The 15,201-nt window shown below is 67.4% G+C and carries 1 pseudogene; it reads left to right on the top strand.

Features of this window, described 5'->3' with window-relative positions:
* Nucleotides 1–239: 239 nt before the first annotated feature.
* A pseudogene (locus NRF20_RS39370) lies at nt 240–14,861 on the top strand (SDR family NAD(P)-dependent oxidoreductase); the annotation flags it as partial.
* Between the last annotated feature and the right edge of the window lie 340 nt (nt 14,862–15,201).

Below are 15,201 nucleotides of genomic sequence, written 5' to 3'. Positions count from 1 at the left end.
GGTGAGTTGTTGGCTCCGCGGGAACGTGAACCTGACGTTCAGGAGCAGGCGCTGCGCCGGGTGCTCGCGGAGGTCTCGATGACCAAGTTCCGGGATGCCGGTGTGCTGGACGCGCTGCTGAAGCTGGCGGCCCTGGAGAGCCCGCCCGATCCCAAGCCTGTTGCAGAACCCGATGACGAGGTTCTCGTCGATGCAATGGACACCGACGCTCTCATCAAGCACGTGCTGGAGGCAGAACGATGAGCGAGAACCAGATCGTCGACGCATTGCGGTTGTCGGTCAAGGAGAACATGCGGCTCCGTAAGGAGAACGCCTCCTTGCAGGCAGCTATGGACGAGCCGTTGGCGATTGTGGGTATGGCGTGTCGGCTGCCGGGTGGGGTGTCGTCGCCGGAGGATCTGTGGCGGCTGGTCGAGTCGGGTACGGACGCGATCTCCGGCTTCCCCACCGATCGCGGCTGGGACGTCGAGAACCTGTACGACCCGGACCCCGACGCACCCGGCAAGGCACACAACGTGCAGGGTGGTTTCCTGGACGCCGCAGGGTTCGACGCCTCGTTCTTCGGGATCAGCCCGCGCGAGGCGCAGGCGATGGACCCCCAGCAGCGGCTGGTGCTGGAAACCTCGTGGGAAGCGTTCGAGCGAGCCGGCATCGACCCGGGTGCGATGCGGGGCAGCCACACCGGTGTGTTCATGGGTGCCATGGCCAACGGGTACGGAGCGGGTGCCGATCTCGGTGGATTTGGCGCCACCGCCGGTGCGGTGAGTGTGTTGTCGGGCCGGGTGTCGTATCTGTTCGGGCTTGAGGGTCCGGCGATGACGGTGGACACGGCGTGTTCGTCGTCGCTGGTCGCCCTGCACCAGGCCGGCTATTCGCTCCGGCAGGGCGAGTGCTCGCTGGCGTTGGTCGGCGGCGTGACGGTGATGCCGACGCCGCAGATGTTCGTCGAGTTCGCGCGGCAGCGTGGTCTGGCGGTTGACGGGCGTAGCAAGGCGTTCGCTGACGCGGCGGACGGTGCGGGGTTCTCCGAAGGCGTCGGCGTGCTTGTGGTCGAGCGCCTGTCGGATGCTCAGGCCAAGGGGCACCGGGTGTTGGCGGTCGTGCGGGGTTCGGCGGTCAACCAGGACGGCGCGTCGAACGGTCTGTCGGCGCCGAACGGTCCGTCGCAGCAGCGAGTGATCCGGCAGGCGCTGGCCAACGCCCGCCTGGCACCGAACGAGGTCGATGTGGTCGAGGCGCACGGCACGGGTACGACGCTCGGTGACCCGATCGAAGCCCAAGCCCTCATCGCCACCTACGGTCAAGACCGTGAACAGCCCGTTCTGCTGGGTTCGTTGAAGTCGAACATCGGTCATACGCAGGCGGCTGCGGGTGTATCGGGCGTCATCAAGATGGTGATGGCGTTGCAGCACGGCGTCGTTCCGCGCACACTGCATGTGGATTCACCGTCGCGGCATGTGGACTGGACCGCCGGCGCGGTGGAGCTGGTCACGGAGAACCAGCCCTGGCCGTTGATGGACCGAGTGCGTCGGGTGGGTGTGTCGTCGTTCGGGATCAGCGGCACGAACGCGCACGTCATTTTGGAGAGCGCACCCGACCCGGACCTGCCGTTGGTGGAAACCGAGGAGACTCCGGCACCGGCCGTGGCGTCCGACGTAATACCGCTGGTTATCTCGGCGAAGTCCCCATCGGCATTGGTCGAGTTCGAGGGCCGGCTGCGTGCTTACCTCACCGCCACGCCTGAGGTGGACATGCGGGCAGTGGCATCGACACTCGCCGCGACGCGGTCGGTGTTCGAACACCGCGCCGTCCTGCTGGGTGGGGAGACGGTCACCGGCGCCGGCGCTGCGCTGTCTGATCCTCGGGTGGTGTTCGTGTTCCCGGGCCAGGGTTCACAGCGGGCGGGAATGGGTGAGCGGCTGGCAGCGGTGTTCCCGGTATTCGCGGAAATCCACCAGCAGGTGTGGGATCTCCTCGACGTACCGGACTCAAGCTTGGATACGGACGAAACCGGTTACGCACAGCCCTCCCTGTTCGCCTTGCAGGTCGCCCTCTTCGGACTGCTGGAATCATGGGGCGTACGGCCACAAGCGGTGATCGGCCACTCGGTGGGCGAGATCGCCGCCGGATACGTGGCCGGCCTGTGGTCGCTTCAAGACGCATGCACCCTGGTCTCCGCACGCGCCCGCCTGATGCAGACCCTGCCCACAGGCGGAGCAATGGTCGCCGTACCGGTCTCGGAGAAACAAGCACAGGCAGCACTGACGGACGGCGTGGAAATCGCCGCGGTCAACGGACCCTCCTCCGTGGTACTGACCGGCGACGAAACCGCAGTGCTAGAAGCAGCAGCGGCCCTGGGCAAGTCGACACGACTGACGACCAGTCACGCATTTCATTCAGCTCGAATGGAACCCATCCTCGACGAATTCCGAACCGTGGCCGAGGGACTCGACTACCGAGTACCGCAGATCACGATGGCTGCCGGAGACGCGGTTGTCACACCGGAGTACTGGGTGCGACAGGTCCGGGACACCGTCCGATTCGGCGACCAGGTTGCCGCACACGAGAACGCGGTATTCGTCGAAATCGGGCCGGACCGTACGTTGTCACGCCTGATCGACGGCATCGCCATGCTCCACAGCGACGACGAAGCACAAGCCGCCATCACCGCCCTCGCCACACTGCACATCCACGGCCTGAACATCCACTGGCCAGCAGTAGTGGGCACCACCACCACACCGGTACTGGACCTGCCCACCTACGCCTTCCAACACCAGCGCTACTGGACCTCGGGGAGCCCGGCCCGGCTCGCCGGTGACGGTCATCCGCTGCTGGGTACGGTCGTGGCGTTGCCGGGCTCCGACGGTGTGGTGCTGACCGGCCGGGTATCGCTGGCCACCCATGCTTGGCTGGCCGACCACGCCGTGCGCGGCACCGTCCTCCTGCCCGGTACCGGATTCGTGGAACTTGTAGCCCAAGCCGCCGCCGAGGCCGATTGCGACGTCATCGACGAACTGGTCATCGAGACCCCGCTGCTGCTGGACCCGGCTGGCGGCGTACAACTGTCCGTGACCGTCGGCGGGGCCGACAGCGACGGACATCGACCGGTAACCGTGTACTCCCAGACAGACCACAGCGACGCCTGGACCCGGCACGTCACCGCCACCATCAGCCCCGCCGTCAACACCCTCTCGATGCCCGAGTTCCCCGTGTGGCCGCCGGTAGACGCAGAACCGATCGACGTCACCACCTTCTACGACGACCTGGCAGCCACCGGCTACGAATACGGACCCGCCTTCCAATGCCTGCAAGCCGCCTGGCGTGACCGGGACACCGTCTACGCCGAGGTTGTTCTGGCCGAGGACCAGGCCCAGGACGCGGCACGATTCACCCTGCACCCCGCACTACTGGACGCCGCCCTGCACACCTGCGTCCTGAACGCGGGCGACACCGGACAGGAAGTGCAGCTACCGTTCTCCTGGAGCCAAGTTCAGTTCCACGCCACCAGCCCGGCGATGCTGCGCGTGATGCTGACACCGGCAGCGGACGGCTGGAACGTACGTGTCGCTGACGACACCGGCCGACCGGTAGCCACCATCGGCGCCCTGACGACGCGGCCGGTGACCGCCGACACACTCGGCACCAGCGCCAGTGATCTGCTCGCTCTGACCTGGAGCGAGATCCCGGTACCCGAGCACACCGATGTGACGATCGGCCGGTTCGAAGACCTCACAGAAGACGACGACGTGCCAGTGCCGGACGTGGTCGTGTTCAGCGCCCTGTCCGGTGAGGACGCTGACCCGCTGGCCCAGACCCGCACGCTGACCGCCCACGCCTTGCAGACCATCCAGCAGTGGCTGGCCGTGCAGCGCTTCAGCGACAGCACCCTGGTCGTGCGGACGGGTACGGATCTGGCCGGGGCTGCAGTGTCGGGCCTGATGCGCTCCACCCAGTCCGAACACCCCGGCCGATTCATCCTCGTGGAAAGCGACGACGCCGACCTCACCTTGGAACAACTCGCCGCGACCGCCGGGCTCGACGAACCCCGCCTGCGCATCGATGGGGGCCATTACGAGGTCCCGCGACTGACCCGCACCACCACCCCAGCACCCGCCCCGGCGGAAGAGACGGTCTGGGACCCCGACGGCACAGTCCTCATCACCGGCGGCTCGGGAGTCCTGGCCGGCATCATCGCCCGCCACCTGGTAACGAGCCAGCGAGCCCGGCGCCTGCTGCTGCTGTCGCGCAGTACCCCGCACGAGACGCTGACCAAGGAGCTGACCGAGCTGGGCGCCCAGGTCGACACCGTGACCTGCGACGTCTCAGACCGGACCGCACTGGCCCAGGCACTGGCCGATGTGCCCCTCACCGCAGTGATCCACACCGCGGGTGCACTGGATGACGGTGTGGTGGAGTCCCTGACTCCACACCGACTCGACACCGTACTGCGCCCCAAAACCGACGGCGCCTGGCACCTGCACGAACTCACCCGTGACATGGATCTGGCCGCGTTCGTCCTGTATTCCTCGGCTGCTGGTGTCATGGGTAGCCCGGGGCAAGGCAACTATGCGGCGGCCAACGCCTTCCTCGACGCCCTCGCCATTCAGCGCCGTGCCGAAGGCCTGCCCGCACTCTCCCTGGCCTGGGGCCTGTGGGAAGACGTCAGCGGCCTGACCGCGAAGCTGACCGACACCGATCGTGACCGGATGCGCCGCAGTGGCCTGCGGACCATTACCGCCGACCACGGGATGGGGCTGTTCGACCGCGCGACACGGTCCGGTGAGTCGCTTGTGCTCGCTGCCCCTATGACCCCGGCCCGGGACGGCGAAGGCGAAGTTCCCGCCCTGCTGCGTTCGTTGCACCGCACGGTTTCCCGGCGGGCTTCCACCGGTGGCACGTCGTCGGTGCAGTGGCTCGCCGGCCTGGCACCCGCAGAGCGCAAGCAGGCCCTGCTCAAGGTGGTACGTGACAGCGCCGCGGCGGTGCTCGGTCACGCCGGTACTGACACGGTGCCCGTGACTGCCGCGTTCAAGGACCTGGGTCTGGATTCACTGACCGCCGTAGAGCTGCGCAACAGCCTGGGCAAGAGCACGGGCCTGCGATTGCCGGCCACGATGGTGTTCGACTACCCGAACCCGACCGCGCTGGCCACCCGACTCGACGACCTCCTCGTGGGCGAGATCCCCGTACCCTCGCGTAAGACGACCCCCGTGGTACACGCGGCAACGGACGAGCCGTTGGCGATTGTCGGTATGGCGTGTCGCCTGCCGGGTGGGGTGTCGTCGCCGGAGGACCTGTGGCGGCTGGTCGAGTCAGGCACGGACGCGATCTCCGACTTCCCCACCGACCGCGGCTGGGACCTGGACAACCTGTACGACCCGGACCCCGAAGCGCCTGGTAAGGGTTACCGCGTGCAGGGTGGTTTCCTGGATGCCGCCGAGTTCGACGCGGCGTTCTTCGGGATCAGCCCGCGTGAGGCACTGGCCATGGACCCCCAGCAGCGGCTGGTGCTGGAAACCTCGTGGGAAGCGTTCGAACGAGCCGGCATCGAAGCGGCATCCGTCCGGGGCAGTGACACCGGCGTGTTCATGGGCGCCATGGCCAATGGCTACGGCACCGGCGCTGATCTCGGCGCGTTCGGAATGACCTCCGCTGCGGTAAGTGTGCTATCGGGCCGGGTGTCGTATCTCTTCGGGCTTGAGGGTCCGGCGATGACGGTGGACACGGCGTGTTCGTCGTCGCTGGTCGCTCTGCACCAGGCGAGTTCCGCACTGCGGCAGGGCGAGTGCTCACTCGCCCTGGTCGGCGGCGTGACCGTAATGCCTACCCCGCAGACGTTCGTCGAGTTCGCACGACAGCGCGGCCTCGCGGCCGACGGCCGCAGCAAGGCGTTCGCTGACACCGCAGACGGTGCAGGGTTCTCCGAAGGCGTCGGGGTCCTCGTGGTCGAGCGCCTGTCGGACGCTCAGGCCAAGGGCCACCGGGTATTGGCGGTCGTGCGGGGTTCGGCGGTCAACCAGGACGGCGCGTCGAACGGTCTGTCGGCGCCGAACGGCCCGTCGCAGCAGCGAGTGATCCGGCAGGCGCTGTCCAACGCCCGCCTGGCACCGAATGAGATCGACGCGGTCGAGGCGCACGGCACGGGTACGACGCTCGGTGACCCGATCGAAGCCCAAGCCCTCATCGCCACCTACGGTCAAGACCGTGAACAGCCGCTGCTGCTCGGCTCGTTGAAGTCGAACATCGGTCATACGCAGGCGGCTGCGGGCGTATCGGGCGTCATCAAAATGGTACTGGCCCTGCAGCACGGCGTCGTTCCGCGCACACTGCACGTGGACGAGCCCTCGCGGCACGTGGACTGGACCGCCGGCGCGGTGGAACTGGTGACGCAGAACCAGCCCTGGCCGGCCATCGACCGGGCGCGTCGGGTGGGTGTGTCGTCGTTCGGGATCAGCGGCACCAACGCGCACGTCATTTTGGAGAGCGCACCGGACCCGGACCTGCCGTTGGTGGAGACCGAGGAAACCCCGGCACCCGTCGTGGCCTCGGATCTGGTGCCGCTGGTCATCTCGGCGAAGTCCCCTTCGGCTCTTGTTGAGTTCGAGGGCCGGCTGCGTGCTTACCTCACCGCCACGCCTGAGGTGGACATGCGGGCAGTGGCATCGACACTCGCCGCGACGCGGTCGGTGTTCGAACACCGCGCCGTCCTGCTGGGTGGGGAGACGGTCACCGGCGCCGGCGCTGCGCTGTCTGATCCTCGGGTGGTGTTCGTGTTCCCGGGCCAGGGTTCACAGCGGGCGGGAATGGGTGAGCGGCTGGCCGCGGTGTTCCCGGTATTCGCGGAAATCCACCAGCAGGTGTGGGATCTCCTCGACGTACCGGACTCAAGCTTGGATACGGACGAAACCGGTTACGCACAGCCCTCCCTGTTCGCCTTGCAGGTCGCCCTCTTCGGACTGCTGGAATCATGGGGCGTACGGCCACAAGCGGTGATCGGCCACTCGGTGGGCGAGATCGCCGCCGGATACGTGGCCGGCCTGTGGTCGCTTCAAGACGCATGCACCCTGGTCTCCGCACGCGCCCGCCTGATGCAGACCCTGCCCACAGGCGGAGCAATGGTCGCCGTACCGGTCTCGGAGAAACAAGCACAGGCAGCACTGACGGACGGCGTGGAAATCGCCGCGGTCAACGGACCCTCCTCCGTGGTACTGACCGGCGACGAAACCGCAGTGCTAGAAGCAGCAGCGGCCCTGGGCAAGTCGACACGACTGACGACCAGTCACGCATTTCATTCAGCTCGAATGGAACCCATCCTCGACGAATTCCGAACCGTGGCCGAGGGACTCGACTACCGAGTACCGCAGATCACGATGGCTGCCGGAGACGCGGTTGTCACACCGGAGTACTGGGTGCGACAGGTCCGGGACACCGTCCGATTCGGCGACCAGGTTGCCGCACACGAGAACGCGGTATTCGTCGAAATCGGGCCGGACCGTACGTTGTCACGCCTGATCGACGGCATCGCCATGCTCCACAGCGACGACGAAGCACAAGCCGCCATCACCGCCCTCGCCACACTGCACATCCACGGCGTGAACATCCACTGGCCAGCAGTTGTGGGCACCACCACCACACCGGTACTGGACCTGCCGACGTATGCGTTTGAGCGTCAGCGGTATTGGGCGGTCAGTGGTGGGCGGTCGGTGGGTGAGGGGCATCCGTTGCTGGGGTCGGCGGTGCGGCTGGCCGAGGCCAGTGGTGTGCTGTTCACGTCAGGGGTTTCGGCGCTCGGTGAGCTGTGGCTGCGGGACCAGGCAGTCCTGCCGGTGGCGGCTTTCGCGGAGATGGCCCTGGCCGCGGGGGACGAGGTCGGGGCCGATCTGGTCGAGGAACTGACCGTGGACGCACTGCTGCGGATGACGGACGACACTGCCCAGATGCAGACCTGGGTGAGCGAACCCGACGAGAACGGCAAGCGCCGGCTGAGTATCCACGCCCGCTATGACGAAGGCGAGCCCTGGACCCGCCTTGCCACCGCCACCCTTGCCACCGCCACCACACCCGTCACTCCGGGTTGGCGGGCTGAGCAGGAGTGGCCGCCGGCCGGTGCCGTACCCGTGGAAGCGGCGATACCGGCATGGCGCCGAGGCGGTGAACTGTTCACCGAAGCCGTTCTGGAGGACCTCCAGGACACCGACAAATACACCCTGCACCCCACCCTGATGAGTACCGCTCTCAGCCTCGCCGGTGAGAGCGCCGCCGTCTGGAACGACGTGGCCCTGCACGCCGGCAACGCCACCCAACTCCGCATACAACTCACCCCGAACGGTGACGGCACCTTGTCCGTCAGGGCTACGGACAGCACGGGGCTTCCCGTCCTGTCCGCCCGCGCCCTGACCCTGCGCCCCGTCCCCGTCCACGAACCCACCACCACCGCCACCGCCACCGCCACCGCCACCAGCGGCCTGCTCTCCGTCACCTGGACCCCACTCCCCACTCCAGAGCAGAACAACAGCCTCACCACAGCCCGCTTCGAAGACCTCACAGACACCGATGACGTGCCGGTGCCGGACGTGGTCGTGTTCAGCGCCCTGTCCGGTGAAGATGCTGACCCGCTGGCCCGGACTCGTACGCTGACCGGTCGGGTGTTGCAGGCCGTCCAGCAATGGCTCACCGAGGAACGCTTCAACGACAGCACGTTGGTCGTGCGCACGGGTACGGATCTGGCCGGGGCCGCGGTGTCGGGCCTGATGCGCTCCACCCAGTCCGAACACCCCGGCCGATTCATCCTCGTGGAAAGCGACGACGCCGACCTCACCATGAAGCAGTTGGCCGCGACCGCCGGGCTCGACGAACCCCGCCTGCACATCAACGGCAACCGCTACGAAGCACCACGACTGACCCGCACCACCACCCCAGCACCCGCCCCGGCGGAAGAGACGGTCTGGGACCCCGACGGCACAGTCCTCATCACCGGCGGCTCGGGAGTCCTGGCCGGCATCATCGCCCGCCACCTGGTAACCGACAAGCAAGTCCGCCATCTGCTGTTGGTGTCGCGTAGTGCTCCGAGCGAAGCGCTGGTCAGTGAGTTGACCGAGCTGGGTGCCCAGGTCGCGGTGGCGGCGTGTGATGTCTCCGATCGTGCCGCAGTGGCCCAGGCCCTCGCGGGTGTGGCGTCGGAGCATCCGCTGACAGCGGTGATCCACACCGCAGGTGTGATTGATGACGGTGTGGTGGAGTCCCTGACTCCACCACGGTTCGACACCGTGCTGCGGCCCAAGGCCGACGCTGCCTGGCACCTGCACGAACTCACCCGTGACATGGATCTGGCCGCGTTCATCCTCTACTCCTCCGCCGCCGGCATAACCGGCAACGCCGGACAGGGCAACTACGCGGCGGCCAACGCCTTCCTCGACGCCCTCGCCGAACAACGCCGCACCGAAGGCCTGCCCGCACTCTCCCTGGCCTGGGGCCTATGGGAAGACGTCAGCGGCCTGACCGCGAAGCTGACCGACACCGACCAGGACCGACTTCACCGTGGTGGTGCGCGGGCTCTCTCCGCCGAGCAGGGGATGGGGCTGTTCGACACCGCGACACGCTCCGGCGAGTCGCTTGTGCTGGCCGCCCCAATGACCCCGGTCCGGGACGGCGACGTACCCGCCCTGCTGCGCACGCTGTACCCCAAGGCCACACGGCGCACTGCCGCCGGTGGAGCGTCGTCGGCACAGTGGCTCGCCGGCCTGGCACCCGAAGAGCGCAAGCAGGCCCTGCTCAAGGTGGTACGTGACAGCGCGGCCAAGGTCCTCGGCCACGCCGATGCCCGTGACATCGCGGTGAATACCGCATTCCGGGATCTCGGCCTGGACTCACTGACCGCCGTCCAGGTACGCAACAGCCTGGCAAAAGCCACCGGACTACGCCTGCCGACCACAACAGTGTTCGACTACCCCAACCCGACCGCACTGGCCACCCACCTCGACGACCTCCTCGTCGGAGCGGGTTCCGCAACATCACGTCACGCGAAAACCCCAATGCGGGCGGTCACGGACGAACCCCTGGCGATCGTCGGCATGGCCTGCCGCCTGCCCGGCGGAGTGTCCTCACCGGAGGACCTGTGGCGGCTGGTCGAGTCAGGCACGGACGCGATCTCCGACTTCCCCACCGACCGCGGCTGGGACCTGGACAACCTGTACGACCCGGACCCCGACGCACCCGGCAAGGCACACAACGTGCAGGGTGGTTTCCTGGACGCCGCAGGGTTCGACGCCTCGTTCTTCGGGATCAGCCCACGCGAGGCGCAGGCCATGGACCCCCAGCAGCGGCTGGTGCTGGAAACCTCGTGGGAAGCGTTCGAACGAGCCGGTATCGACCCGAGTTCGATGCGGGGCAGTGACACCGGCGTGTTCATGGGCGCCTTCGGCAGTGGGTACGGCGCCGGTGCCGATCTTGGTGGATTTGGTCCTACCGCCGGTGCGGTGAGTGTGCTGTCGGGCCGAGTGTCGTACTTCTTCGGGCTTGAGGGTCCGGCGATGACGGTGGACACGGCGTGTTCGTCGTCGCTGGTCGCTCTGCACCAGGCGAGTTCCGCACTGCGGCAGGGCGAGTGCTCACTCGCCCTGGTCGGCGGCGTGACCGTGATGCCTACCCCGCAGACGTTCGTCGAGTTCGCACGACAGCGCGGCCTCGCGGCCGACGGCCGCAGCAAGGCGTTCGCTGACACCGCAGACGGTGCAGGGTTCTCCGAAGGCGTCGGGGTCCTCGTGGTCGAGCGCCTGTCGGACGCTCAGGCCAAGGGGCACCGGGTGTTGGCGGTCGTGCGGGGTTCGGCGGTCAACCAGGACGGCGCGTCGAACGGTCTGTCGGCGCCGAACGGGCCTTCGCAGCAGCGGGTGATCCGATCCGCGCTGGACAACGCCGGTCTGTCGAGTACTGATGTGGATGTGGTCGAGGCGCACGGCACGGGTACAACGCTCGGTGACCCGATCGAGGCTCAGGCGGTTCTCGCGACCTATGGTCAGGACCGTGAACAGCCTTTGTTGCTCGGCTCATTGAAGTCGAACATCGGTCATACGCAGGCGGCTGCGGGTGTGTCGGGCGTCATCAAGATGGTGATGGCGTTGCAGCACGGCGTCGTTCCGCGCACACTGCACGTGGATGAGCCCTCGCGGCACGTGGACTGGACCGCCGGCGCGGTGGAACTGGTCACGGAGAACCAGCCCTGGCCGGCCATCGACCGGGCGCGTCGGGTGGGTGTGTCGTCGTTCGGGATCAGCGGCACCAACGCGCACGTCATTTTGGAGAGCGCACCGGACCCGGACCTGCCGTTGGTGGAGACCGAGGAAACCCCGGCACCCGTCGTGGCCTCGGATCTGGTGCCGCTGGTCATCTCGGCGAAGTCCCCTTCGGCTCTTGTCGAGTTCGAGGGCCGGCTGCGTGCTTACCTCACCGCCACGCCTGAGGTGGACATGCGGGCAGTGGCATCGACACTCGCCGCGACGCGGTCGGTGTTCGAACACCGCGCCGTCCTGCTGGGTGGGGAGACGGTCACCGGCGCCGGCGCTGCGCTGTCTGATCCTCGGGTGGTGTTCGTGTTCCCGGGCCAGGGTTCACAGCGGGCGGGAATGGGTGAGCGGCTGGCAGCGGTGTTCCCGGTATTCGCGGAAATCCACCAGCAGGTGTGGGATCTCCTCGACGTACCGGACTCAAGCTTGGATACGGACGAAACCGGTTACGCACAGCCCTCCCTGTTCGCCTTGCAGGTCGCCCTCTTCGGACTGCTGGAATCATGGGGCGTACGGCCACAAGCGGTGATCGGCCACTCGGTGGGCGAGATCGCCGCCGGATACGTGGCCGGCCTGTGGTCGCTTCAAGACGCATGCACCCTGGTCTCCGCACGCGCCCGCCTGATGCAGACCCTGCCCACAGGCGGAGCAATGGTCGCCGTACCGGTCTCGGAGAAACAAGCACAGGCAGCACTGACGGACGGCGTGGAAATCGCCGCGGTCAACGGACCCTCCTCCGTGGTACTGACCGGCGACGAAACCGCAGTGCTAGAAGCAGCAGCGGCCCTGGGCAAGTCGACACGACTGACGACCAGTCACGCATTTCATTCAGCTCGAATGGAACCCATCCTCGACGAATTCCGAACCGTGGCCGAGGGACTCGACTACCGAGTACCGCAGATCACGATGGCTGCCGGAGACGCGGTTGTCACACCGGAGTACTGGGTGCGACAGGTCCGGGACACCGTCCGATTCGGCGACCAGGTTGCCGCACACGAGAACGCGGTATTCGTCGAAATCGGGCCGGACCGTACGTTGTCACGCCTGATCGACGGCATCGCCATGCTCCACAGCGACGACGAAGCACAAGCCGCCATCACCGCCCTCGCCACACTGCACATCCACGGCCTGAACATCCACTGGCCAGCAGTAGTGGGCACCACCACCACACCGGTACTGGACCTGCCCACCTACGCCTTCCAACACCAGCGCTACTGGACCTCGGGGAGCCCGGCCCGGCTCGCCGGTGACGGTCATCCGCTGCTGGGTACGGTCGTGGCGTTGCCGGGCTCCGACGGTGTGGTGCTGACCGGCCGGGTATCGCTGGCCACCCATGCTTGGCTGGCCGACCACGCCGTGCGCGGCACCGTCCTCCTGCCCGGTACCGGATTCGTGGAACTTGTAGCCCAAGCCGCCGCCGAGGCCGATTGCGACGTCATCGACGAACTGGTCATCGAGACCCCGCTGCTGCTGGACCCGGCTGGCGGCGTACAACTGTCCGTGACCGTCGGTGAGGCCGACAGCGACGGACATCGACCGGTAACCGTGTACTCCCAGACAGACCACAGCGACGCCTGGACCCGGCACGTCACCGCCACCATCAGCCCCGCCGTCAACACCCTCTCGATGCCCGAGTTCCCCGTGTGGCCGCCGGTAGACGCAGAACCGATCGACGTCACCACCTTCTACGACGACCTGGCAGCCACCGGCTACGAATACGGACCCGCCTTCCAATGCCTGCAAGCCGCCTGGCGTGACCGGGACACCGTCTACGCCGAGGTTGTTCTGGCCGAGGACCAGGCCCAGGACGCGGCACGATTCACCCTGCACCCCGCACTACTGGACGCCGCCCTGCACACCTGCGTCCTGAACGCGGGCGACACCGGACAGGAAGTGCAGCTACCGTTCTCCTGGAGCCAAGTTCAGTTCCACGCCACCAGCCCGGCGATGCTGCGCGTCGCGGTGACACCGATGGCTGACGGCTGGAACGTACGTGTCGCTGACGACACCGGCCGACCGGTCGCCACCATCGGCGCCCTGACGACGCGGCCGGTGACCGCCGACACACTCGGCACCAGCGCCAGTGATCTGCTCGCTCTGACCTGGAGCGAGATCCCGGTACCCGAGCACACCGATGTGACGATCGGCCGGTTCGAAGACCTCACAGAAGACGACGACGTGCCAGTGCCGGACGTGGTCGTGTTCAGCGCCCTGTCCGGTGAGGACGCTGACCCGCTGGCCCAGACCCGCACGCTGACCGCCCACGCCTTGCAGACCGTCCAGCAGTGGCTGGCCGTGCAGCGCTTCAGCGACAGCACCCTGGTCGTGCGGACGGGTACGGATCTGGCCGGGGCTGCAGTGTCGGGCCTGATGCGCTCCACCCAGTCCGAACACCCCGGCCGATTCATCCTCGTGGAAAGCGACGACGCCGACCTCACCATGAAGCAGTTGGCCGCGACCGCCGGGCTCGACGAACCCCGCCTGCACATCAACGGCAACCGCTACGAAGCACCACGACTGACCCGCACCACCACCCCAGCACCCGCCCCGGCTGAAGAGACGGTCTGGGACCCCGACGGCACAGTCCTCATCACCGGCGGCTCGGGAGTCCTGGCCGGCATCATCGCCCGCCACCTGGTAACGAGCCAGCGAGCCCGGCGCCTGCTGCTGCTGTCGCGCAGTACCCCGCACGAGACGCTGACCAAGGAGCTGACCGAGCTGGGCGCCCAGGTCGACACCGTGACCTGCGACGTCTCAGACCGGACCGCACTGGCCCAGGCACTGGCCGATGTGCCCCTCACCGCAGTGATCCACACCGCGGGTGCACTGGACGACGGCGTGGTGGAGTCCCTGACTCCACACCGACTCGACACCGTACTGCGCCCCAAAACCGACGGCGCCTGGCACCTGCACGAACTCACCCGCAACATGGATCTGGCCGCGTTCATCCTCTACTCCTCCGCCGCCGGCATAACCGGCAACGCCGGACAAGGAAACTACGCGGCGGCCAACGCCTTCCTCGACGCCCTCGCCATTCAGCGCCGTGCCGAAGGCCTGCCCGCACTCTCCCTGGCCTGGGGCCTATGGGAAGACACCAGCGGCCTGACCGCCAAGCTGACCGACACCGACCGGGACCGGATGCGCCGCAGTGGCCTGCGCACCATTACCGCCGACCACGGCATGCGGCTCTTCGACATGGCGACACGGTCCGGTGAGTCGCTTGTGCTCGCTGCCCCGATAAACCCGGTCCGGGACGGCGAAGGCGACGTACCCGCCCTACTGCGCACGCTGTACCCCAAGGCCGCACGACGCACTGCCGCCGGTGACGCGTCGTCGGCGCAGTGGCTCGCCGGCCTGGCACCCGAAGAGCGCAAGCAAGCCTTGCTCAAGGTGGTACGTGACAGCGCGGCAGCGGTGCTCGGTCACGCCGGTACTGACACGATTCCCGCGACTGCCGCGTTCAAGGACCTGGGCCTGGATTCACTGACCGCCGTAGAGCTGCGCAACAGCCTGGGCAAAAGCACAGGGCTGCAGTTGCCGGCCACGATGGTGTTCGACTACCCGAACCCGGCCGCGCTGGCCGCCCGGCTCGACGACCTCCTCGATCCACGGATTCCGTCAACGACCCTGCTTGCCGAACTCGACCGAATAGAGCAGATGTTCGAGTCTGTCACCTTCGATGAGAAGCAGGCATCTACGGTCGCGGATCGACTGGCCTCCGCGCTCAACAAATGGCAGCAGATTTCACGGCCGGAAGGTGTGGCCGCTGTTTCACTCGCGGACGCGGACGCCGGCGAGATCCTTGACTTCATCGATCGGGAGTTCAGGAATCCGACAGTCTGATCGGGGGCCGGGGCCGGGGCTCGGTGCCCCGGCAAGGTCGTCAAATGACGCCCCAGGTGCCGGACCTCCTCCCGCG

The organism is Streptomyces sp. R-74717, from assembly GCF_047305335.1.
GTDB classification, from domain to species: domain Bacteria; phylum Actinomycetota; class Actinomycetes; order Streptomycetales; family Streptomycetaceae; genus Streptomyces; species Streptomyces atratus.
The sequence above is the reverse complement of the archived record's forward strand: the minus strand, read 5'-3'. Positions and strand labels throughout refer to the sequence as shown.